This window comes from Micromonospora chalcea (genome assembly GCF_002926165.1).
GTDB classification, from domain to species: domain Bacteria; phylum Actinomycetota; class Actinomycetes; order Mycobacteriales; family Micromonosporaceae; genus Micromonospora; species Micromonospora chalcea.
In genome coordinates this window covers 45,209-67,297 of the sequence record NZ_MAGP01000105.1, presented here as the reverse complement: position 1 = coordinate 67,297, position 22,089 = coordinate 45,209, and the positions used below count along the sequence as shown (strand labels likewise).

At 70.8% G+C, this 22,089-nt stretch carries 23 protein-coding genes and 1 pseudogene; 13 read left to right on the top strand and 11 right to left on the bottom strand.

The window, feature by feature from the left end; translation table 11 throughout:
- Window positions 1-4 precede the first annotated feature (4 nt).
- The 4 genes from BAW75_RS12405 to murA are packed head-to-tail and all read left to right on the top strand — an operon-like array spanning window position 5 to window position 3,621.
- Window positions 5-1,417, top strand: coding sequence for an NAD(P)/FAD-dependent oxidoreductase (locus BAW75_RS12405; RefSeq protein WP_104113675.1), 1,413 nt, complete (start codon window positions 5-7; stop codon window positions 1,415-1,417).
- The gene (locus BAW75_RS12400) at window positions 1,414-1,665 is read left to right on the top strand and encodes an acyl carrier protein (RefSeq protein ID WP_104113674.1); all 252 of its coding nucleotides are present in this window, start codon (window positions 1,414-1,416) and stop codon (window positions 1,663-1,665) included. Before BAW75_RS12405 ends, BAW75_RS12400 begins: the two co-directional genes overlap by 4 nt.
- A complete protein-coding gene (locus BAW75_RS12395; RefSeq protein ID WP_104113673.1) occupies window positions 1,662-2,279 on the top strand; it encodes an acyltransferase in 618 nt (205 codons plus the stop codon). Before BAW75_RS12400 ends, BAW75_RS12395 begins: the two co-directional genes overlap by 4 nt.
- Window positions 2,280-2,310: 31 nt before the next feature.
- Window positions 2,311-3,621 carry a UDP-N-acetylglucosamine 1-carboxyvinyltransferase gene (gene murA, locus BAW75_RS12390; protein WP_244206098.1) on the top strand — a complete coding sequence of 437 codons (1,311 nt, stop codon included), beginning with the start codon at window positions 2,311-2,313 and terminating at the stop codon, window positions 3,619-3,621.
- A 170-nt stretch (window positions 3,622-3,791) separates the two neighbouring features.
- Here murA and BAW75_RS12385 read toward each other — a convergent pair whose 3' ends face one another.
- On the bottom strand, window positions 3,792-4,289 hold the full coding sequence (locus BAW75_RS12385; RefSeq protein WP_244206097.1) for an NUDIX domain-containing protein: 498 nt from the start codon (window positions 4,287-4,289) through the stop codon (window positions 3,792-3,794).
- A 470-nt stretch (window positions 4,290-4,759) separates the two neighbouring features.
- Between BAW75_RS12385 and BAW75_RS32585 the strand changes: the two genes are divergently transcribed.
- The 5 genes and pseudogenes from BAW75_RS32585 to BAW75_RS12355 all read left to right on the top strand — a co-directional run bounded on the left by BAW75_RS32585 (window position 4,760) and on the right by BAW75_RS12355 (window position 9,744).
- Window positions 4,760-5,557: a DeoR family transcriptional regulator gene (locus BAW75_RS32585; protein WP_244206096.1), complete on the top strand. Its 798-nt coding sequence runs from the start codon at window positions 4,760-4,762 to the stop codon at window positions 5,555-5,557.
- 61 nt (window positions 5,558-5,618) lie between these two features.
- Window positions 5,619-5,800: pseudogene (gene amcA / locus BAW75_RS33325) on the top strand (multiple cyclophane-containing RiPP AmcA).
- A gap of 61 nt (window positions 5,801-5,861) precedes the next feature.
- Window positions 5,862-6,524 (top strand): pentapeptide repeat-containing protein, encoded by a 663-nt coding sequence (locus tag BAW75_RS12365; RefSeq protein ID WP_104113669.1) that lies wholly within the window; start codon window positions 5,862-5,864, stop codon window positions 6,522-6,524.
- Between the two features lie 137 nt (window positions 6,525-6,661).
- Window positions 6,662-7,990 (top strand): MFS transporter, encoded by a 1,329-nt coding sequence (locus BAW75_RS12360; RefSeq protein WP_104113668.1) that lies wholly within the window; start codon window positions 6,662-6,664, stop codon window positions 7,988-7,990.
- Window positions 7,987-9,744: a glycoside hydrolase family 2 protein gene (locus BAW75_RS12355; protein WP_104113667.1), complete on the top strand. Its 1,758-nt coding sequence runs from the start codon at window positions 7,987-7,989 to the stop codon at window positions 9,742-9,744. The genes BAW75_RS12360 and BAW75_RS12355 overlap by 4 nt, the downstream gene beginning before the upstream one ends.
- Here the strand turns inward: BAW75_RS12355 and BAW75_RS12350 are convergent.
- Window positions 9,729-10,709 carry a DUF2804 domain-containing protein gene (locus BAW75_RS12350; protein WP_069087597.1) on the bottom strand — a complete coding sequence of 327 codons (981 nt, stop codon included), beginning with the start codon at window positions 10,707-10,709 and terminating at the stop codon, window positions 9,729-9,731. The two genes, BAW75_RS12355 and BAW75_RS12350, sit on opposite strands and share 16 nt — an antisense overlap.
- A gap of 21 nt (window positions 10,710-10,730) precedes the next feature.
- Complete coding sequence (locus BAW75_RS12345; protein WP_244206095.1) at window positions 10,731-12,200, bottom strand: sigma-70 family RNA polymerase sigma factor; 1,470 nt, start codon at window positions 12,198-12,200, stop codon at window positions 10,731-10,733.
- Window positions 12,201-12,312: 112 nt separating this feature from the next.
- Between BAW75_RS12345 and BAW75_RS12340 the strand changes: the two genes are divergently transcribed.
- Both BAW75_RS12340 and BAW75_RS12335 read left to right on the top strand, forming a co-directional pair.
- On the top strand, window positions 12,313-12,621 hold the full coding sequence (locus BAW75_RS12340; protein ID WP_104113665.1) for a hypothetical protein: 309 nt from the start codon (window positions 12,313-12,315) through the stop codon (window positions 12,619-12,621).
- Window positions 12,622-15,276 (top strand): DUF4132 domain-containing protein, encoded by a 2,655-nt coding sequence (locus BAW75_RS12335; RefSeq protein ID WP_244206094.1) that lies wholly within the window; start codon window positions 12,622-12,624, stop codon window positions 15,274-15,276.
- A gap of 27 nt (window positions 15,277-15,303) precedes the next feature.
- On the opposite strand, the gene BAW75_RS12330 is transcribed toward BAW75_RS12335, so the two are convergent.
- Window positions 15,304-17,013: a Na+/H+ antiporter gene (locus BAW75_RS12330; RefSeq protein ID WP_104113664.1), complete on the bottom strand. Its 1,710-nt coding sequence runs from the start codon at window positions 17,011-17,013 to the stop codon at window positions 15,304-15,306.
- Between the two features lie 67 nt (window positions 17,014-17,080).
- Here BAW75_RS12330 and BAW75_RS12325 point away from each other — a divergent pair, with 67 nt between their 5' ends.
- Complete coding sequence (locus BAW75_RS12325; protein ID WP_043326103.1) at window positions 17,081-17,818, top strand: Clp protease N-terminal domain-containing protein; 738 nt, start codon at window positions 17,081-17,083, stop codon at window positions 17,816-17,818.
- A 48-nt stretch (window positions 17,819-17,866) separates the two neighbouring features.
- On the opposite strand, the gene BAW75_RS12320 is transcribed toward BAW75_RS12325, so the two are convergent.
- The 4 genes from BAW75_RS12320 to BAW75_RS12305 all read right to left on the bottom strand — a co-directional run bounded on the left by BAW75_RS12320 (window position 17,867) and on the right by BAW75_RS12305 (window position 19,419).
- On the bottom strand, window positions 17,867-18,385 hold the full coding sequence (locus BAW75_RS12320; protein ID WP_104113663.1) for a hypothetical protein: 519 nt from the start codon (window positions 18,383-18,385) through the stop codon (window positions 17,867-17,869).
- 108 nt (window positions 18,386-18,493) lie between these two features.
- Window positions 18,494-18,913: a PIN domain nuclease gene (locus tag BAW75_RS12315; RefSeq protein ID WP_043326099.1), complete on the bottom strand. Its 420-nt coding sequence runs from the start codon at window positions 18,911-18,913 to the stop codon at window positions 18,494-18,496.
- Window positions 18,913-19,170, bottom strand: coding sequence for a type II toxin-antitoxin system VapB family antitoxin (locus BAW75_RS12310; protein WP_043326097.1), 258 nt, complete (start codon window positions 19,168-19,170; stop codon window positions 18,913-18,915). Before BAW75_RS12310 ends, BAW75_RS12315 begins: the two co-directional genes overlap by 1 nt.
- A gap of 63 nt (window positions 19,171-19,233) precedes the next feature.
- Complete coding sequence (locus BAW75_RS12305) at window positions 19,234-19,419, bottom strand: hypothetical protein (RefSeq protein ID WP_043330580.1); 186 nt, start codon at window positions 19,417-19,419, stop codon at window positions 19,234-19,236.
- Between the two features lie 229 nt (window positions 19,420-19,648).
- Here BAW75_RS12305 and BAW75_RS12300 point away from each other — a divergent pair, with 229 nt between their 5' ends.
- Entirely contained in the window at window positions 19,649-20,314 is a 666-nt protein-coding gene (locus BAW75_RS12300) for a GNAT family N-acetyltransferase (RefSeq protein WP_104113662.1), read from the top strand.
- A 174-nt stretch (window positions 20,315-20,488) separates the two neighbouring features.
- On the opposite strand, the gene BAW75_RS12295 is transcribed toward BAW75_RS12300, so the two are convergent.
- From BAW75_RS12295 to BAW75_RS12285, 3 genes are read right to left on the bottom strand one after another with little or no spacing between them, the layout of a single operon-like run.
- Window positions 20,489-21,190: a TetR/AcrR family transcriptional regulator gene (locus tag BAW75_RS12295; RefSeq protein ID WP_064446965.1), complete on the bottom strand. Its 702-nt coding sequence runs from the start codon at window positions 21,188-21,190 to the stop codon at window positions 20,489-20,491.
- Entirely contained in the window at window positions 21,129-21,611 is a 483-nt protein-coding gene (locus BAW75_RS12290; RefSeq protein WP_104113661.1) for a thiol-disulfide oxidoreductase DCC family protein, read from the bottom strand. Before BAW75_RS12290 ends, BAW75_RS12295 begins: the two co-directional genes overlap by 62 nt.
- On the bottom strand, window positions 21,608-22,045 hold the full coding sequence (locus BAW75_RS12285) for a hypothetical protein (protein WP_104113660.1): 438 nt from the start codon (window positions 22,043-22,045) through the stop codon (window positions 21,608-21,610). The genes BAW75_RS12290 and BAW75_RS12285 overlap by 4 nt, the downstream gene beginning before the upstream one ends.
- Window positions 22,046-22,089: the final 44 nt, after the last annotated feature.

Here is a 22,089-nt window from a genome sequence, read left to right as displayed (position 1 = left end):
TGACATGAACCAGTTCGTAACCGACGTTGTGGTGGCCGGCTCCGGCCTGCTGGGGCTCGCCACCGCGTTCGAGCTGCTCAGCCGGGACCTGGACGTCACCCTGGTCGGGCCACGGACCGGCGACCACGCGGGGCAGGCATCCCGGGCCGCCGGCGCGATGCTCACCGTGTTCAGCGAGGTCGAGGCGAGCCATGATCCCCAACGCGTCAGCCTCGAAGTCGGCGAACGGTTGGCCGCCCGGACCGGGTACGAAGCCTGGCTGGACCGCATCGGCACGGCCAGCAAGCGGGCACTACGGCTTCTCCCTGGCGTGTGGGTGATCAGCAACGGCTACGGGCCGGACGACGCCGCGAACCTTCGGGCCATCGCGGAGACCGCCAAGACCCACGGGTGCCGCGCCGAGTTCGCGTCGCCGAGCGCCGTACCGGGGCTGGCACCGCAGGTGCGCGCGCACGAGGCACTGTGGCTGCCGGATGAGGCCAGCGTCGACCCGACAGCCCTGGTCGAGGCCCTGGCCACAGTGCTGACCGCCCATCCCCGCTGTCGTTGGCTCGATACCACCGTGACGACCGTCAGCGAGCGCGGCGAGCATGTAGCCGTTGACGCGGCTGACGGCAGCACTGTCCTGGCCGCCCACCTGGTGCTCGCCGCCGGGGCCGGGACCACGGGTCTGCTCGCCCCATCGCTCGCCAAGCAGGTCGAAGCACCTCCGCTGCGGTCCGGGCGAGGCGTGTCGCTGCTGGCCCGCGTCCCGTTCTCGCTGCCCGCTGCCGTGCGAACCCCGAACCGGGGCTTCGCCTGTGGCAGCCACATGGTCCCGCGCGGCGACGGCACCATCTATCTGGGGGCGACGAATCGGCTCTCCACTGAACCCGACTACAGCCAACCCGCCGCTCTGGACGAGATCGCCACCTTGATCCATGACGCGAGTGCCGAGCTCAACACTCATCTGCGCGATGCCGCGTTGATCGAGGTCCGGGTGGGGCACCGGCCGGTCACCCTCGATCACCTGCCGCTGTTCGGCCGGACGGGACACCCGATGATCCACCTTGCGACCGGCACCTACCGGTGCGGCGTGCTGCTGGCTCCGCACGCCGCTGTCATCGTCGCCAACGGGATCACCGCTCCCGGTTCGACCGCCACCCATCCCTATAGCCCTCGGCGCGCAATGCACCTACCGGTACTCGACGACCTCATCGGCGGCGCGACCCGCGGCCTGGTGGACATGCTCTGCCAACCGGGTGGCAACCTCCCGCCGGGCACACACGAGATGCTGGAGCGGTTCCTCGAGGCGGCGTTGCACGAACTCGCCGCCGGCACCTCGACCAGGGCGGTCGCCGTCCGCAGACTCTGGCAGCGTGCGCCCATGGCCGAGTGCCTGCCGCTGCTGCTCGACGCCGCCGGGCGGATCCGATGAGCACGCACGCTCTGGGTCAACAGACCGTGGCTCAACAGGCTCTCGCAGAGATCAGCGGCTGGCCCACCAACACCATTACCGCCTCCACGCGGCTGTCCGAACTCGGTCTGGACTCGCTCGACCGGCTCACGCTCGCGGTGCTGCTGGAGGAACGAACCGGTCGTCCCCTACCCGACGACGAGCTGATAAGCGTCCGGACCCTGGACGACCTGGAACGGCTGCTGAGACCTGCGGAGCGTTCGGCATGACCAAGACGCCAGCACCGACAGCCGGGCACACGTCGGACGCGCCCTTCATCGCCGAGTCGGCCGAGGTCGCCGACGCAGCTCACGTCGGCGCACGAACCAGGATCTGGCACCACGCTCAGGTCGACGGGGACGTCCGGATCGGCGAGGACTGCGTACTCGGCAAGGGCGTTCATGTGGCCTCGGCAGCGGTCATCGGCAACCGGGTCAAGATCCAGGACGGATGCGGGGTGTTCGGAGCCACCATCGAAGACGGCGCGATGCTCGCCCCCGGCGTCTACCTGCTGGAGGACCCCGCACCCCGAGCCATCAACCCCGCCGGTCACCTGAAGGGCCGCGATGACTGGCGGCGGGAACCGGTGACGATCCGATCCGGCGCCACCATCGGTGCCAACGCGGTCATCGCCCCAGGCGTCACCATCGGCCAGTACGCCATGGTCGCTGTCGGCACCGTCGTGGGACACGACGTGCCGGACCACGGCCTCGTCATGGGCAACCCTGCCCGGCAACTCGGCTGGGCCTGCAGGTGCGGACACCGCCTCGACGACAACCTCATCTGCCCCGTCTGCGGATGGCGCTACCGCCAAGGATCGAACGGCTTGTTCCTGACTGCGTGACCGCCGCACACCACCGGCAGCTGTCCCGCCCGTGCCTGCTCAACCACTTCATCTGCTGAAGGAACGTCACATGACCGAAGTTCAATATCGTGTCCGCCCCGCCGGCCCGCTCAACGGCACCGTCGTCGTCCAGGGCGCCAAGAACGCGGCCCTGCCCATGATCGGTGCCGCGCTGCTCGCCCGACGCGGTCAGACGGTGCTTCGCAACGTCCCCGCGATCACCGATGTCCAGCACGCCGTCGACCTCGCCCGGCTTCTCGGCGCTCAGGTCGAGTACCACCCGAGCGACCGACTGCTCGTCATCGACGCCACCGAGATCACCAGCTCGCGGCTACCAGCCGATCTCACCCGCCTGTTTCGGGGCAGCGTGTTGTTCCTCGCCCCGGTGCTGCACCGCCGAGGCGAGGTCATCTTCGAGGGTGCCGGCGGCTGCGCCCTCGGCACCCGCGGGCTTGACTTCCACTACCGGGGCCTGGCCCGCCTCGGCGGGCACATCGAGGAACAGGGCACCACGATCAGCATCAAGGCCAGCAACCTGCGCGGCGCCGACCTCTACCTCGACACGCCCTCGCACACCGGCACCGAGAACCTCATCATGGCCGCGGCCCTGACGCCCGGCCGGACCGTCATCGAGAACGCGGCGCTGGAACCCGAAGTCCTCGACGTAGTCGCAATGCTCACGGCCATGGGCGCCCAGATCAGCGGCGCAGGGACCGGCCGCATCGTCGTCACCGGCGTCGACGAGCTCCACGCGGTCGAATACACGATCATGCCGGACCGCATGGACGCCGGCGTACTGACCATCGCGGCTGCCATCACCGGTGGCGCGGTCAACCTCGTCGGTGACGCCGTACTGGATCACTTCGGAGTCGCCACGCACAAGCTCCATCAGATGGGCATCGAACTCACCCCCGCAGGGGCGGTCACAAGCGTCACCCGACCCGGTCAACTGCATCCGATCAACGTCATCACCGACACCCACCCCGGGTTCGCCACCGACCTGCAGCCTCCGCTAATGGCCCTCGCCACCCAAGCGTCCGGTACGAGCTACTTCCGCGAGCGCATCCACGACGCCCGCTACGCCCTCGCCGGTGAGCTGACCAAGCTCGGCGCAGACCTCACCGTCAACGGCGAGAAGGCCGTCGTCCACGGCGGTAAGCCGCTGCGCGGCACCGAGGTCATCGCCCGGGACCTGCGGACCGGGATCGGCCTCGTGCTGGCCGGACTTGTTGCCGACGGCGAAACCGTCATCGGCAACGGTGCCATGATCGACCGAGGCCACGCAGACCTGACCGGCCGTTTCACCGCTCTCGGCGCCGACATAACCCGCGAGGAGTCGTGACAACAGGCTGCCTGGGTGAGCACGGAGCCCCTGCCGGCGTCCGCGGCCGAGAGACGCCAACGGTAATCCTGCAGCAGGCCGCCGCGACTAGCGTCGCCTTCGCCTTCGAGGCAACCCCATAGCTCCGCCAACCAACCTACTACGGGACCACGGCCATGGAGACTGATCGACTAACTGTTCGAGATCGCGATCCCATCCTCAAGGTAGACACCACCATGCTCGATCGCGGCGACCGCTGCGGTGACCCGCCGAGCCAGTCGGGGGATCAACACCTCGTCCAGTCGTCCCGGATCGATGAAGGCGAAGCCGTCCAGTTCGTCGGGGCACGGCCGCATTGCCGCGATCTGGTCCGCTGTCAGGACCCCGCCGTCGAAGACGAACATGAGCCCGCCGTCCCACGGCGGGCTCGGCGGAACCCAGTCGACGCACAGCAGCGCCCCTGCGGGTATCGACAGGCCCAGCTCCTCGCGGATCTCGCGCGTGCAGGCGTCCGCAGGGGACTCGTCCGGCTCCACGGTTCCGCCAGGAACTTCCCACACGTCCTTGTAGGCCGGGTGCACCAGCAGCACCCGGCCGGTCTCATCGCGGAGGAGCACACCGGCCGCCGCGCGGACCCGCGTCACGCTGGCGATGTAGGAAAGGTCCGGTTCGGTCTGCGTCTCGGCCACGCGACCGACCCTACGGGCTCGCCCCCGGCGCATAGCCCGTTCCTGAAGGAAGACGCGGCAACGATCCCTCTACTGTCGTTACTGAAGGTAATCATCCGATTGGCGCGTAGGCGCGTCGTCGCCGAACCGGGACGGGCTTGTCGCACCCCTCTGAAGATCCGCGCTGCAGCGCGGTGCCGATCGTGGAGATCAACTAATGGCGGCCTGATTTGACCGTACCGCGCTTTCTGTCCTCAGCTCTTCGGCTGATTCACTGAACAGTGATCTCCAGAATCGGCCCCAAAACCACGGTTTGGGTATGTGGGTGCTCGCACGGCCCGCCGCCGCCTCGCCCGACGGCCCACTCCGAGCGCTGTCTCCGGTCACGGCGATCCCGGCTACCGCTCTCTCGGCGAGAACATCGACCACTCTCTGTCACGGCTGTGGGAAACAGGATGTGTGACCGCCGGGGGCGGAGGGATCATCGGTGGATGGGCGACCAGGGTGCCACGCGGCGATTGTCCCCGCGGCGGTGGCGGATCCTGTCGTACCTGGCGCAGCACGGGTCCGCGTCGACGCTGGACGTGGCGCTTGTCTGCGAGGTGTCGCGGTTGACGGCTCACCGGGATCTGGTGTGGCTGCACGAGGCGGGACTGGTGCGCCGCGAGTGCTCACCGGAGGACCGGACCCACACGTGGTGGTACGGGGTCACGCCCGAGGGGACAGAGGTGCTCCGGCGAGCCTTGACGGCGTCGGGGCGGCCGGTTCCATTGCAGTTGGGTCGGCGGCCTCCCGGTGCGGCGGATGCCCTGCTGTTTCTGCCGTTGGTGGAGGTGTCGCGGCGCGACCCGGGGCGGTGCGAGCTGTTCCAGTGGTTGGCGACGATGGAGACTTCGGCGCGGTTGCGGCAGCACGACCTGGCGCAGTTGCGGGCCGACGGCTACGGCGTCTGGCTGCAGGACGGGCGGTGTCTGCGGTTCCTGGTATACGTCGACCGTGGTCCGATCGGTGACGTTGTCGCCGAGCACGAGCGGCCGGCATCAGGGCTTGGTGGACTGTTGGCCGGCTACCGGCGTGCGGACCGGCTGGTGCCGGTCGGGGCGGTTCTTCTGATCGCTCAGGACACCGAGCGTGAGGAACGACTGCTGGCCGACCTGCTCCATGAGCCACTGCGGAACGCTGTCGCCACGACCACGCAGCAGTTGTTGTATCGCCACTGGCCGGACGAGCAGGTATGGCAGGTCCCGGTCGAAACTGGCAGGCGTCGCCTCGTCGAGATCGGATCCTGACCGGCGCCACGCCACGATGCCCAGACCGCCTCCAACCTCCTGATCCTTAAGGAGGAGCACCATGACCAACGCTCTCGCGGTCCTCGTCAACGCCGCACCCGAGCAACTCGCCCGCCTCGGCGTCGACCCGCAGCGGTCGGTGCTTTCATCGATGCGGCGAAGTTCGACAACCGCCCCAGCTGGGACAACTGCGGAAAGTTCGACAGCCGACCCGGATGGGACAACTGGAACAAGAAGAAGTAGCCCCCGCCACGGGGCGCGCGGGGTGACGTGCCCACCCCGCGCCCGCACAGGTTGAGGACACATGCGCACCATCACGATCGGCGACGTGAAGGTCCTGCTGCCGGACCTCGAACCAGACGACCTCGACACCACCACGGACCTCGCCGGCGGCCTCACCGAGGCCCTCGTCGAAGGCGCAGGGTGCCACGGTGCGCACGTTGAGGACGTCCGCATCCGCAGCAGCCTGATCACCGGCGTGGACCTGAGCGAGAGCACCTGGGAAGCCGGCAGCCTCTACGGCTGCGAGATCACCCGCACCGACTTCTCCGGAGCGACCCTGACCGGCATCACCATCGAACGGTGCGCCATCACCGGCTCCCGGTTCACCGGCACCAGACTCACCGACGTACGCCTCAAGGACGTCCTGTTCGACGGCTGCCGCTTTGACTACGCCACCCTCCAGCGCGTCGCCGCCGCCGGCTCGGTCGCCTTCACCGACTGCACTCTCACGAACGGCGCGTGGTCGTCCTGCCGACTACCTCGCCTGGTGCTGCGGTCGTGTGACCTCGCCGGCCTGGAACTGGACTCCTGCCACCTCGACGGTGCCGATCTGCGGGGCAGTCGCCTTCACGGGCTGAAGACGGCGCTGGACAACCTGCGCGGTGTCACGCTCGGCGAGGACCAACTTCCTGACCTCACCCAGCTGACCGTCGCCGCCCTCAACCTCGCCGTCCGCAAAGACTGACGACGAAGGCCATGGTCCGGCTGCTCCGTACCAGGTCTTTTCGTCGTGCCCGTTCGGACGCGGCAGCCTGGCCGACCCCGGACCCATCGACGGCTGGACGGGACGGATCATATTCTGACCCGTCGAAGGAGGCCGTCGTGTCCGCCACCCGGAGCGTGCTCACCCCGGCTACCTCGGCCGGTCCGGTCGGGCTGCGCCCCCGCACCTGGACCGCGCTGATCGTGCTCGGGCTCGTTGGGCAGATGGCCTGGACCATCGAGAACATCTACCTGAACCTGTTCGTGTACGACACGATCACCGACGATCCCAACGCGATCGCCACGATGGTCGCCGCCAGCGCCGTGACCGCCACTGTCGCCACCCTGCTGCTCGGTGCCCTCTCCGACCGGACCGGGCGGCGCCGGTCGTTCATCGCGGGCGGCTACCTGCTGTGGGGCGTCTCCACCGCCGCCTTCGGCTTCCTGACAGTGGGTTTCGTGGAGGACATCGCGCCCGTCGCGAACGTCGTGCTGGTCACGGCGATCGCGGTCATCACCCTCGACTGCCTGATGTCCTTCCTCGGCTCGGGCGCAAACGACGCGGCGTTCCAGGCGTGGGTCACCGACGTGACCGAGCCGGCCAACCGCGGCCGGGTCGAGTCGGTGCTCGCCATCATGCCGCTGGTCTCGATGCTGGTGATCTTCGGCGGGTTCGACGGGCTGGCCCGCGCCGGGAACTGGCGGCTGTTCTTCGTTGTCATCGGCGCGATCATGGCCGTGGCCGGTCTGCTGGCCTGGTTCCTGGTCGAGGACAGCCCGTCACTCGTCCGGCACGAGGGCGGCTACCTGCGCGCCGTCGTCCACGGTTTGCGCCCGGCCGCCGTCCGCGCCAACCCGGGGCTCTACCTCGCCCTGGCGGCCTGGTCGATCTGGGGGATCTCCACGCAGGTGTTCCTGCCGTATCTGATCATCTACCTGCAGCGGTACCTGCGGATCGAGGGGTACGCGATCGTCCTGGCCGTCGTCCTCGTCACGGCGTCGGCGGTCAGCGTGGTCGGCGGGCGGCTCATCGACCGCGTCGGCAAGGTGCGCTTCCTCCTGCCGGCGGTAGTGCTGTACGGCGCCGGCCTGGCGCTGATGTTCTTCGCCCGCGGCATGGTCCCCGTGATCGCCGCCGGGATCGTGATGATGTCGGGCTTCATGCTCGTCCTCGCCCCGATCGGCGCCATCGTGCGCGACTACTCGCCACCGGATCGGGCCGGCCATGTCCAGGGGCTGCGGATGGTCTTCGCCATCCTCGTTCCGATGCTCGTCGGCCCGTACCTCGGCGCCGCCGTGATCACCGGCGCCGGCGAGGTCTACGAGGATCTCGGCGTGGTGAAGCAGGTTCCGACGCCGGGCATCTTCCTCATGGCGCTCGCAGTGCTGGTCCTCATCGCGGTGCCGGCCGTGGCGCTGCGGCGGCGGGAGCGGGAGGCCCGGGCATGACGCTGCTGACCCCGTGGGGCTCCACGCTCGACCCGGAGCGTGTCCTGCCCGAGTACCCCCGCCCGCAGTTCGCCCGGGACAGCTATCTCAACCTCAACGGCCGGTGGGAGTACGCGATCACCGGTTCGTCCACCGAGCCGGAACGCTACGACGGCGAAATCCTCGTGCCGTTCTCCCCGGAGTCCACGCTCTCCGGCGTCGGGCGGCAGCTCCAGCCGGGCGAGACGCTCTGGTACCGCCGACCGCTGACCCTCCCGGTGGGCTTCCACGCGGCCGGCTCGCGCCTGCTGCTGCACTTCGGCGCGGTCGACCAGACCTGCCAGGTCTACCTGAACGGCGTTGCTGTCGGCGGCCATACCGGCGGGTATCTGCCGTTCACCTGCGACATCACCGACGCGCTCCGCGAGGACGCCAACGTCCTGGTCGTGGCGGTCCAGGACGACAGCGACACCGGCCACCACTCCCGGGGCAAGCAGCGGTTGCGCCGCGGCGGCATCTGGTACACCGCCCAGTCCGGGATCTGGCAGACGGTGTGGGCCGAGAGCGTGCCCGCCGTACACCTGCGGCACCTCACCCTGACCCCGCTCCTCGACGAGCGGTGCGTCGAGGTGACGGTGCACGCGACGGCGGATGCCGGCGACGCCGGCATCCGGATCCTGGCCGACGGGGTCGCGGTGGCCGAGGCCACCGCACCCGTCGGCGTGGCCGTTCGCATCCCGATCCCCGAGGTACGGCAGTGGAGCCCCGAGGATCCGTTCCTCTACGACGTGACCGCCGAGTTGGGCGCGGACCGGGTACGCAGCTACTTCGGCATGCGTTCGTTCGGTGTCGGACCGGACGGGGACGGCGTGCCCCGGCTGCTGCTCAACGGGCGGCCGTACTTCCACGCCGGCATCCTCGATCAGGGCTACTGGTCGGACGGCATGTACACGGCGCCCTCCGACGAGGCGATGATCGCCGACATCGCCACCATGAAGCGGCTCGGGTTCACCATGCTGCGCAAGCACATCAAGATCGAGCCGCTGCGCTGGTATCACCACTGCGACCGGCTGGGGATGCTGGTCTGGCAGGACATGGTCAACGGCGGCAGCAGTTACCACCCGCTGGTCGTCACCGCGCCGGCGGTGACGCCGCTGCGGCTGCCCGACCGGGGCCGGTGGCGGCGCTGGTTCGGCCGTGCCGACGCCGGTGGACGGGACCGGTTCCGGGCCGAGCTGCGCGACACCGTCGAGCACCTGCGCAACGTGGTGAGCCTCGCCGTGTGGGTGCCCTTCAACGAGGGCTGGGGGCAGTTCGACGCGGCCCGGATCGCCCGCGAGGTCGCCGAACTCGACAGCACCCGTACGGTCGACCACGCCAGCGGCTGGCACGACCAGGGCGGCGGCGACCTGCGCAGCCTGCACGTCTACTTCCGCCGCTTCCGGGTGCTGCGGCGACGCGGCGACCGCCGGGCGCTGGTGCTGTCCGAGTACGGCGGCTACAACCTGCGCGTCGACGGGCACGCCTTCAGCCGCAAGGATTTCGGTTACCGGCGGTACCGGAGCGCCGAGGACCTGGCGGAGGCGTTCACGCGGCTGCACACCGAGCAGATCGTGCCCGCGATCCGGGCCGGTCTGAGCGCGACCGTCTACACCCAGCTGTCCGACGTGGAGGACGAGCTGAACGGTCTGCTCACGTACGACCGGCGCGTGGTCAAGCTTCCCGAGGACGTGGTCCGTCAGGTCAACGAGCGGCTGCGTCACCAGCGGTTCTGAGCTTCCTCCGCCCAGCCGACCAGGCCGTCCAGAGCCACCCGTTCGCCGTCGTCCGCCTGGGCCCAGCCGGAGAAGTGCCCGAAGCACTGGTGGGTCTCGCTGGCCACGACGCCGAGGTTGGTGCGGGAGACCTTCTCGTGGAACGGGTGGAACTCCACCTCGACGCGATCACCGCTGATCCGCCACGGCCGCAGCCAGTCGCGGCGGTCGTAGCTCCAGCGCAGTTCGGCGCCGAGCTTGTGCAGCCGGCCGCCGGTGAACAGTGCGTTCTCGGTCGAGCCGGTGCCGTCGGTCCACTTGCCGCCGAGCTGGATCGACACGTCCGATCCGCTGCCCGCCGCCCAGTTCCACGTGATCGCGTACGGCCACTTGCCCCGGCCGTGGTCGAGCACGGCGAACGAGTCCCGCTCGTCCACGACGTGCGTCGTACCGTTCACCCGCAGTGAGCCGCGCACCGGGCGCCCGACGTCCTTGACCGTGTACTGGAACCGGCGCGTGCTCCACGGGACCACGACGCCGAGCGACTCGTGGCCGGGCGGGAGCGGCACCACGAGGTCGATCTGGATGCCCGGCGCGGTGGCACGGATCGTGCTGCCCTCGGTGGTCTGGTCGATGTCGATCGACAGGCCGCCTCCGTGCGCGTGCACGGCGCCCACGCCGCTGATCGGCGGCATGACGACGCCGCGGGCGAAGGGGACCACGGCGTCCGTGCCGGTCTCGACCTTCGTGGCGCGGTCGAGCACGTAGACGCCGTGCACCCCGGCGTAGTCCAGCGACGACGCGACGAGGCCGACGATGTGGGTCGGCGTCACTATCCCCCAGTACTCCCAGCGCTTGGTTCTACCCCAACCGCGTAGGTTCGCCCGGTGCAGCGGCCGGCGGGTCCAGCCGACCGCGGCGGGGTTGAGCCGCCCGTCCGGAAGGCACAGGTCGACCGGCTCGACGATCTCCTTCTCGTGCGTCATCGGGGGAGCGTAGCGACCGCCTCAGTAGTCGATGTTGATGGCGGCGACCTGGCGGCTGCCGTTGAACACGATCGCCGGTCCGGCGAAGCGGGAGCTGGCGTACGTCAACGCCGTCTTGTGGCCCGGACTGTTGAACCACGCCTCGATCATCTGCTCCGGCGAGGAGTTGCCCGACGAGGCGAACAGCACCTCGTGCCCGCAGTGCTGCAACCCGCTCGCGTTCAGGTTCCGCCGTACGCAGGACTCCGCCTCCCGGTGTTGCGCCGCGCCCAGCTTGACCTCGGTCAGCCCGAGCGCGCGACGCCGCTCGTTGAGCAGCACCAGCAGCCGCCGTTCCGCTGCTGACAAGCCGTTGGACGTGGCGGTGGACTTGACCGGCGACGGGGTCGGCTTTGGCGACTTGCTGGGCTTCGCCGACCGGCTCGGGGTGGGGCTCGGGAGGGCGGCGGTCGGGGAGGGTGTGAGCGCGGGTGCGGTCGTCTCGGGCGCGGGCTGCACAGCAGTCGCGGCCGCGGGCTGCCGGTCGGGCCCGCTCGGGTAGTTGGCAAGGATCAGACCACCCCCGCCGAGCACGGCAACGGCCGCGGCGACGCCGACCAGGGTCTTGGACAACGAGAGCCCGGACCTCGCTCCGGCCGCCACGGCGTGCGTACCGGCCGGGGCGACGGGCGACACGGAGGCGACGGCGTGCAGCTTCTGCGTGACGTCCGAGGCGAGTGCGGCCGGGGGCGGCGTGAGCGCCAGGCCGGCGAGCAGTCGTTCGGCGGGCACCAGGTCGTTCGTCGCGTCCGGGCAGTGCGCGCAGTCCCGGAGATGCCGCGCGAACCGCTTGCGCCACAGCGGCGCCGGCTGACCGTTCCAGCCCGACGCGGTGTCGCGCAGGCCGGCGCAGCCGGGCCGCGCGGTGAGGGCTCGCACCACCAGCCGGGCGGTGTCCAGTTGCGCCTTCATCCGGGACACCCGCACGGTCACGTGATGTGGCTCCAGGCGCAGGGCGTCGACCAGGTCGGCGCGGGTGAGGTGACCGGCCTCGACCAGCCACCACAGGGACAGCAGGTGGCGGTGGTCGTCGTCCAGCCAGCGCGTGGCCAGCACGACCTCGCGGCGCTGGTCGGCGAGGCGGAGCTGGGTCAGGGTCAGGTCCTCGAAGTCCGCGCGCGGGTCGATCACGTTGTCGATGTCCTCCGGCGGCGCCAGTGTGGTGGGCCGGCGCTGCGTGTGGGTGCGGATCTCGTTCATGGTGACGGCGACCAGCCACGACCGGAACAGCCGCGGCTCGCGGACGCCCGGCAGGCCGCGTACGACGCTCAGCATCGTGTTCTGCACCACGTCGTCGACGTCGGCCGACCGGTTCAGCGCCCGGCCCACGATGTTGTAGACCAGCGGCAGACAGTGCGAGACCACCTCGTCCGTCGCCGCCCGGTCGCCGCGGCGAGCCGCGTCCACCACCGCCGACATGTCGGCCCTGTTCGGGTACGCGGGATAGGACACGCTCACAACCTCGCCTTCACGGAATGATCTCGTACACCGTGGAGACTGTCCGGTACGCGGTCAGGTCACACAAAATGCTGAGGTGTCGGAGGGAAGCGTTACCTTCTCCGCCATGCCATTGATCACAGTCACCGACGAGGTGGTCGGAGCTCCGGGCGGGCCCGCGTGGACCATCGAGGTCTTCGAGGAGACGCTGCCCCTCGCCGAGTTGATCCGCCGTCGGGTTTCCCTCGGGATCGCCGAGTCCGGCGCGGACGCCGATCCCGAGGAGCGGACGCGGATGACACTCGACGCGTTCGGCCGCAACGCCTTCGTGGTGCTCGTCGACGACCGCCAGGTCACCGACCTGGAGGAGAAGGTCCGCCTGCACGCGGGATCGCGCGTCACCTTCCTCAAGCTCGTCCCGTTGGTGGGTGGCTGAGTGGACACGCAGGACGTGCAGGCGGCGCTGCGCGAGGTGGTCGACGCGGTGAGCGGCTGGCGCGAGAGCGACGACCAGACCTTCAACGAGCATCACCTGCGGCGATTCCTCGACGGGGTGGTGGCCGTGTTCGGCTGGGCGCCGGCCGGTTCGGTTCCGGCGCTGCTCGCCGCGCTCGACGCCACGCGCAGGTCCGGCGATCCCGCTCCGCCGCGGGACGAGCTGCTGTCGGAGGCCATTCGGAAGGCCGAGTCGGTTGCCGCCGCCGTGACCGACCTGGCCGGCGACGAGGCGGATCATGACCGCCGTGCCGCCGCCGCGCTGACGATGGTCGGCCACCTGCCCGGGCGGCCGTACCAGGACGTGAGCGTGTGGGACCGGGCCCGGGGCGAGGCGTGGCGCCGGACGGAAGAACTTCTGGCCGCGCAACCGGCGCCGGTGCGCCAGGTGGTCTTCGACGCGCTGACGGTGCCAGGGGAGAGCGGTGACGAGCAGACCAGGCTGATCCCTGTCGTGCGCTCCGGCGGCGGCCTCGACGGCTCGGCCTGGCTCGGCCGGCTGGGCACCCAGGCTTGGCTGGGATTCAATTACTGGAGTTGGCACCTCAACCGGTTCACCTGGGATTCCATCCAGGTGGAGGCGGCGGCCGGGCGGGTGAACCCGGCGGCGCTGGCGACCTGGCGCCGGACCGGGATCGAGCGCTCGCTGAGTTACATCAGCGACGAGGCCGACCGGATGTGGCCGATCCCCAACGTCGGTGAGCAGTGGGCCGATCGCGCCGTCGCGGACATCGAGGCGATGCCGGCGGACCGGAGGTCCGCCTGGGAGGCGCTGCTGGCGCACTGCCCGGTCGAGGTGGACAAGGCGAAGCCGACGGCCGGTTGGCGCAAGCAGGCCCGGTCGCTGCTCGACGCGGTGGGCGTCGACGAGTTCACCGCCCGGCTCGACGACTGGCTTCCGCTCGTCGGGCAGGCGCGCAGCCTGCCGCTGCGCATGACCACGTGCTGCGCCGGCCACATCAAGGACATGCCGCCACGGATGATCGACCGCTACAACGTCAGGCTGCTGTGGGGCCTGCTCTGGATGCGGACGATGTGCCCGCCGTCCGACGAGACCCTGCGCAGCTTCGGCCAGATCGCGGAACGGGCCGCCCGCAAGATCTCCGGCCACGGCCCGGCGAGCCCGAAGCTTGCGAACGCCGCGGTCGCGGCGCTCGTCGACACCGATCACCCGGCCGCGCTCGCCCAGCTGGCGCGGTTGTCCTCGCGGCTGACCTACAAGAGCACCCTGCGCCTGGTGGAGAAGGGGCTGACCCGGCACGCCGAGGCGCGCGGCGTCAGCCGGGAGGACGTCGAGGAGATGGCCCTGCCCGGCTTCGGGCTGCCGCTCGCGGACAAGCTGGGCGACTGCTCGTACGAGCTGGAGGTGCGCGGTGTCGACGCCGTAGTGGTGTGGCGCAACGCGGACGGCAAGGTGGTCAGGACGCCTCCGGCGCAGGTGCGCAGGGAGCACGGCGAGGAGGTGAAGGAGCTGAAGGCGACTGTCGTCGACGTCGCCGCGACGCTCGTCGCCACCCGCGACCGGCTGGAAGGGCTGCTGCGGCGCGACCGTTCGTGGACCGTCGAGCAGTGGCGCGAGCGGTTCCTGGACCATCCGCTGGCCCGTACGCTGGCCCGGCGTCTCGTCTGGACGGTCGACGGCGTGGCCTGCTGCTGGGCCGGTGAGGCGCTGCGCACAGCGGACGACACCGTGCTCGAGCCGGCCGACGACGCGACGGTCCGGTTGTGGCATCCGGTGCTCGACCCCGACGCGGTGGGGCCGTGGCGGGACTTCCTCACCCGGCACGCGATCACCCAGCCGTTCAAGCAGGCTCACCGGGAGCAGTACCTGCTCACCGACGCGGAGCGGGCCACTGGCGTGTACTCCAACCGGTTCGCCGCGCACATCGTGCGTCAGCACCGGCTCAACGCGCTGCTGTCCCGGCGTGGCTGGTCGTACGTCCAGCACCGCAACGACGGGGCGTCCTACAACCTGCCCTGGCTGGCCCTCCCGGACTGGGGGCTGCGCGCCGAACTGGGTGTCGCCGGGATCGAGCACCGGGACGACGACCTCGTGTTCGACACGATGGGGACCGACCAGCTGTTCTTCATCCGGGGCGAGCGCCTGCCGGTTCCGCTGGCGCAGGTTCCGCCGGTCGTGCTGAGCGAGGTGATGCGCGACGTCGACCTGTTCGTGGCCGCGGCCGGGGTGGGCGCCGACCCGAACTGGTACGACGGTGGGCCGGAGGGCCGGTATCGCGACTACTGGGCGCAGAACAGCTTCGGCGAGCTGACCCCGACCGGCCGGACGCGCCGGGACGTGCTGGCGGAGCTGATCCCCCGGCTGGCGATCGCCGGTCGCTGCACGCTCACCGACAGGTTCCTGGAGGTACGCGGCGATCTGCACACGTACCGCATCCACTGCGGCTCGGGCAACATCCTGATCGCCCCGGACGAGCGGTACCTGTGCGTCATCCCGGACTCGGCGAAGGCGAAGGAGCCGGAGATGTTCCTGCCGTTCGAGGGTGACAGCCGGCTCGGCGAGATCATCAGCAAGGCGTTGCTGCTGGCCGCCGACAAGAAGATCAAGGATCCGGTGATCCTGCGCCAGCTGTGAGGCGGCCGGCGGGCGCCGGGCCCGGAGTCAGCTCGGCGCCCGCTTCGGCAGCAGCAGCTCCTCGTGGTCGAGTTCGCGTTCCAGCACGCGCAGTCCCTCGTCCGGCAGCCGGCCGGAGTCGCGCCACCGCAGCAACTCCTCGCGCTGTGCCTCCAGCGCGGTCCGGTGGACCCGCAGCGCCGTCTCGTACTCGGGTGAGGTGGGCAGCTCCGACGATCCGCTTTGCTGGAGCAGGTCGAGCCGCCCCCGGTAGCGGGCCAGCCGGGTCAGCAACTGGGCGCGTGTGGTGTCGACCGCCACCCGCGTGTCCGGTTCCTCGGCGGCGACGGTGTCGAGGCGGGCCAGGGCGGCCTCGACGGCGGCGGAGCGGGCCTCGTTGCGTACCCGGGCCTGGTCTGCCTCGTCGGCGCGCAGGCCGAGCATCCGCACGAGCGGCGCGAACGTCAGGCCCTGCCCGACCAGCGTCACCAGGACCACCACGAAGGTGCAGAACAGCAGCAGGTCGCGGTCGGGGAACGGGTCTCCGCTGTTGGTGGTGAGCGGCAGCGTGAAGATGGCGGCCAGACTGATCACGCCCCGGGTGCCGGACCAGCTCAGCGCCACCACCTCGCGTGCGGTCAGTCCGCGGGCGTTGCGGTCGGCTCGCCCGGTTCGCCGCGCCGCGCCGGGCGGGTCGGTGTCGTCCTGTTCGGCGACGCCGCCCAGCCGGGTGTGCAGCGACCGGGGGAGCCACTGGGTCAGGATCAGCCAGGCCGGGCGCAGGAGCAGGACCACGCCGACGGACACGGCGACGGCGACGGCGATGGTGGACGTCTCGTACTGGCGCAGGCCCCGCACGACGGCGGGGAGTTGCTGGCCGATGAGCAGGAAGACGAAGCCTTCGAGCAGGAAGTCGACGAGCCGCCACACGGCGTTGGTCTGGAGGCGGGCCGCCCCGGACCCGAACTGCGGCGTCTGATGGCCGACGATCAGGCCGGCGACCACCACTGCGAGTACGCCGGAGACGTGCAGCGCCTCGCCGAGCAGGTACGCCACGAACGGTGTCGCGAGCGAGATGGCGTTGGACAGCAGCGGGTCCGCGGTGAGCGGCCGGACCAGCCGTTTGGCCCGGGCGACGACGACACCCACGGCGATTCCGCCGGCCGCCGCGAGCACGAACTGCCCGACCGCTGCGTGGAACGAGAACTCGCCGCCCACGGCGGCGGCCACCGCGACGCTGAGCATGGTCAGCGCGGTGGCGTCGTTCAGCAGCCCTTCGCCCTGGATGATCGTGACCATCTTCGGCGGCAGGTTGACCCGGCGGCCCACGGCCAGGGCGGCGACCGGGTCGGGCGGGGCGACGGCGGCGCCGACCGCGATGCCGGCGGCCAGGGTCGCGCCGGCGACGAACAGGTGGAACCCGACGCCGACGAGCAGTCCGGTGAGGAGCACCAGCAGCACCGAGAGGCTGACCACGATCCGCAGGTTGCGCCGGATGTCCAGCAGGGAGGAGTCGAGCGCGGCACTGTAGAGCAGCGGCGGCAGCACGACCATGAGCACGAGGTCGGGATCGAGGCCGATGTTGGGGCCGGGGAGCAGCGCGTACGCGATGCCGATGAGCGGCAGGAGCGCGGCGGCGGGCAGGCCGGTGCGGGAGGCCACCCACCGTACGGCGATGACGACCGCGACGGCGGCGAGCACGAACAGCAGTGTCGAATGGGTGCTCACCCCGACCGACCCTACCGGGACCGAGATCATCGCGCGACGCCGACGGCACCGTCAACCGAGGGTTGACGACCGAGAATCGTCAACCTATGGTTGACGCATGGAGGAGACGGAACCGCACAAGATGACCCACCCGGTACGCCTCGACGACCTCATCGACGGCATCAAGAAGGCACACACCGACGCGCTCGACCAACTGGCCGACGCCGTCCTCGTCGCCGACCACCTGGGCGACGTCGCCGATCACCTGATCGGGCACTTCGTCGACCAGGCGCGCCGCTCCGGCGCGTCGTGGACGGAGATCGGCCGCAGTATGGGCGTGAGCAAGCAGGCCGCCCAGAAGCGTTCCGCGGCCAAGGCGGAGACCGCCGCCGCGCTCGACCCGAACTCCGGGTTCGGCCGGTTCACCCCGCGCGCCCGCAACGTCGTGCTGGCCTCGCAGGAGGAGGCACGGGCGGCCGGCAACGCCGAGATCACCCCGGGACACGTCGCGCTCGGGCTGCTCGCCGAGCCGGAAGGGCTGGCCGCCGCCGCGATCGTGGCGCAGGGCGTACCCCTGGAGCGGCTGCGGGAGGTCGTCACCGCGACGCTGCCGGCGAAGGCCGGCCAGGTCCCGGACCTGATCCCCTACGACGCGCGGGCCAAGAAGGTCCTGGAGCTGACGTTCCGGGAGGCGCTGCGGATGGGACACAACTACATCGGTACGGAGCACATCCTGCTCGCCCTGCTGGAGGAGGAGGGCGGCGACGGTGTGCTGACCGGACTCGGGCTGCGCAAGGACGCGCTGGAGTCGGCGTTCGAGGCGGCGCTGGCCGAGATCACCCGAAAAGGGGCCTGACACCGGGCCGGGCACGCGCCACGGGGGCGCGTGCCCGGCCCGCGTGTGTCAGTCGGCGGTGGGGAACCCGTAGCGGGCCGCGTGCTCCGGGTCGGCCGGGTCGACCTGGCGGATGCCGGCGTCGGCGAGGCGCTTGTTCACCTCGTCCAGGCGTTCCCGGACCAGCCGGGCCTCCTCCGCGGTGACGCGGCCGCGGTGCGGGCGCCCGGCGTGCTCGATGGTGCCGTAGTCGATCTTCTCGGTGGCGCGGCGTGCCTTGGGCGGCTTGACCCGCTCGGCGGTACGCAGCAGTTGCGCCATCGGCACGTCGGTGGCCATCGCGTCGAACTCGCTGGCGGTCAGCACCACCCGGCGCGGCTCGCCGTGGCCGTGCCGGTCGTGGATCTCCACCACCGCGACGTCCAGTGCCGCGTCGTCGATGCTCTCCACGTCGACCGGGGTGGCGTCCAGTTGCACGGGCCCGGCGACCAGGTCCGGGTGCTCCAGTACGACGACCTTGACCACCTCGTCGTCGGGGCTCAGCACCTGGCCGGTGAAGTCGGAGACGTGGATCGTCTTCTTGCCCATGCGCGGAGCTTCTCCTGTCGTAGGCCGGAAATCGGACCACAAGACGCTACCGCACAGGTGTGCGAAGACCGGTACGCCCGCCCGGCCGGTGTGTCGCCGCCCGCGTTCCTAGAGGCTGCCTTTCGGGGCGACCCACTCGGTGGGCTGGTGGGTGAGCGCGGCGATCCGGTCGTAGTCGGCGTCGTAGTGCAGCACCGTGGCACCGTGCAGCTCGGCGGTCGCCGCGATGATCAGATCAGGCAGCCGAAAGTTGCGGTGCTGGCTCTCGGCGGCCAGTAGGCGGTGCACCGCCATGGCGCGGTCCATCGCCTCGGCGGTGACATCCAGCCAGCGGTGTCCCCGGAGCGCCTGCCACAGGATCTCGTATCCCTTGGGTGTGGGGGCGTTGTTCAGGTATTCCAGCGAGGTCATCTGGCACGCGGCGAGGCGTCCTTCTGCCAGCAGCGTCTCGAAGCGCTTCCGGACGGCCTGGTGCCGAGCCTGAAGCACGTACACCGACGTGTCCGCCAGATAGACCTGGCCGGCCATCAGGCCGCGGCCTCGCCGTCGCGGGCGTCCTCGGCGAGCCGGCTCAAGTCGCGCCCACCGCCGTAACGCCAGCCCTCGTCCGACTCGGCGAAGTCCATCTCGACCTGATCGAACGCGGCGACGATCTCCTTCGCCTGCCGCCGGACGGCGAAGGCGTGCAACGCGGCGTTGATGGTGGCGACCTTGGTGTCGGTGCCCAGCACCTCGCGGGCGGACTCCAGCCACTCATCGTTGACGTCCACCGTGATGCGGGTCATGCGTTCGACCGTACACCAGGAAGTGCTGGATCTGCGCACCAAGCTGCGCTTGAAATTGGTGCGTCAGGCGGCCGCCGACCCGCGCCAGGCGGCGGCGCCCGATGGTTGCGTGTTCAGCTCGGCCCAGGAGAGCCCCCGGCTGCGGGCTTCGCGGTACGCCCGCTGCGCCGGGAAGCGTCCGGCGTCGCCGGCGGCCCGCCAGCTCCGCTCCGGGTCCTGCTGGAATCGGTCATTCGGTTCGTGAGGCATGACCACTACCGTCCCAGAAAAACTTGTCCATGTATGGAAATGAATATGACGCAGGGTCGATGCCTCGGGTTCCCGTGAAGCGTCAGATTCCTGCGGCCCTCCGCCGGACCACACATCGTCATCCGTCGCTGGCGTGCCGCCCCACTACCCATCCGCCGCGGGTCCCAACCCCGGTGGGATCAGTTGATTACGCGAGCACGGGCGGCCCGGCCCGGCGTACCATGATCACGTGCTCGACCGGCGGGTCTTCCTCCATCTGGCGACCTGGCTGGGACAGTGGCCGGCGGGCCCGGGACTGCACGTGGTGCGGTCCCACCGCCGCGCCCGTCCGGCCTGGGACGGCCGCCTGCGCCCGGCCCTCGCGGTGACCGCCCACGGCAGCACCGTCCTCTCGGTCGCCGTCGATCGGGTGGAGGCGGTCCGGGCGCTGGTCCGGGGACGGCCGCCCGGCGAGTGGCTGCCCGCCCTCCCGGCGGCGGTCGGCACGCCCGACTTCATCTCGCACACGTCCGTCTTCCGCTGGTGCGCCGACCCGGCGCCGCTGCCCGAGGTGGGGGAGTGGGTGCCGCCCACGCTGCCCGGGCTGCCGCCGTGGCTGCGGCTGTTCGACCGGGAGGTGCTCGTGGTCCGGGGCGCCGACGGCGCGTACCGGGCCGGGGTGGGGGTCAAGCGGCACGACTCGTACGGGCACGAGCTGGCGGTGGGCACGGTGCCGGCCGCGCGCGGGCGCGGCCTGGCCCGGCGGCTGGTCGCGCAGGCGGCGCGCCGGGTGCTGGACGAGGGAGCGATTCCCACCTACCTGCACGACCCGGGCAACGCGGCGTCCGGCCGGGTGGCCGAGGCGGCCGGCTTCCCGGATCGCGGCTTCACCGCGTTCGGCGTGTTCCCCCGCTGAGCCGGCCCGGCTCGGCGCGGACCGTGGATCCCGGGCCGGATCCACGGTCCGCAGCTCTCCCCCAGGCCCCGACACCGGTAACGCTATGTGTAGTACCGACCGTGAACAAGGGGTGTGTTGCTGTCCGGTTGCGGACTCTCACCTGCGAAATCGCTTGCAGGTGCGTGGGCGAGGTCAGTGACGCAGCGTATGGATGAGGGCGAGCGCCTGCCGGGTGGCCGGCCGCAGCACGCGCAGCCGGGACAGCCCCACCAGCCGGTCCACGAGCGGCACCACGCCGTCGATGAGCTGGCGGGTCTTGACCTGCCCGTCCGAGCGGTCGTGCACCCAGTAGAGCACCACACCCATGTAGCCGAGCCAGAGCAGCTCGGGCAGCGCCTCGCGTAGCTCGTCGTCGAGCTTGACGGTGGACCCGGTGAGGGCCTCGCGGAACAGCGCTATCGACATGTCCCGCGGCTCCGACGACTCGGCGGAGAACGGGCTGAGCGGCGAGGTCGGCTCGGCCGCCGTCTTGAAGAAGGCGCCCGCGAACGCGTGGTACGGGCTCAGCACGTCGATGCCCGCGTGCAGCACCCCGGCCAGCCGCGCGGCGAACTCCCGCTCCCGGGCGAGCACCGGGGCGGCCGCCTCCCGGTGATCGCGCTGGGTGCCCGCGTAGAACTCCTGGACCAGGTGCTCCTTGGAGCCGAAGTAGTAGTAGGCGTTGCCCACCGCCACGCCGGCCTCCTGGGCGACCGCCCGCATGGTGGTGCGCGCGTACCCGCGCTCGCGGAACAGCCGCATCGCGGTGTCCAGGATCAGCTGCCGGGTCTGCTCACCCCGGGCCGTCGACCCCTGCCCACCCGCAGCGGTCGTCGGCGCACTCTGCTCGGTCATCGTCGTCACCGTATCCCGGTTCCCGGATCCGTTCGCGGACCGCGGAGGCCGCCGCCACCACCCGCCGGGCCAGCGGCAGCAGGTGCGGGCGGGCCAGCCGCTCGGCCGTACCCCGATGCTCGGCGAGCGCCCAGAGGCAGGCGAACCAGGCGCCGTCGCCGCTGTAGACCGCGCCCGTGTCGGCCACCACTGTCAGGTCCCGCAACGTCGCGTCGTGGTCGAGGCCGGGGAAGCGCCGCCGGGCCTCGGCGGACCCGGCCGGCACGAACTCCAGGGGTACGAACTGGGGCCGCGAGGCGAGCCACCGCCGGGCGCCCCGGCACATCGGGCAGCCCGCGTCGAACAGGACGGTGAACCCGCGGATCCCACCGGCCCCGTGCCCGGTGGGATCCGACGGGCGCCCGCCCGGGGCGGACGTCACCGGGCCGGCAGGTTCGGGTCGCCTGCCGGTACGGGTCCACCCTGCGGCGGGAGGATACGGACCGGCGGCAGCGGCGGGTGGGTGGCCTGCTGCCGCAGGCGGCCGCGCCGGTAGCGGCCGAGCGCGAAGACGTTGAAGAAGTGCAGCGCGCCCAGCACCAGCAGGACCAGGCCCACCTTCATGGAGAGCTGCTCCAGCGCCTGGCTGGTGTCGCCGACCGGGCCGGACTCCTTCATCGCCACCGTGACGTAGCCGAGGTTGAGCAGGTAGAAGCCGACCACGAGCAGGCTGTTCACCGCCCCGGCGAGCCGGCTGTCGGCGAACACGTCCTCCAGGAACACCAGCCCGTTGCGGGACAGTGCCCGGGCCACCCAGATGGTCAGACCGATGCTGACCGCCAGGTAGGCCAGGTACATCCAGACCTTCACGTCCATCCCCGTTACCTCTCTTGAACGTGTTCAAATCAAGGACGCCCTGA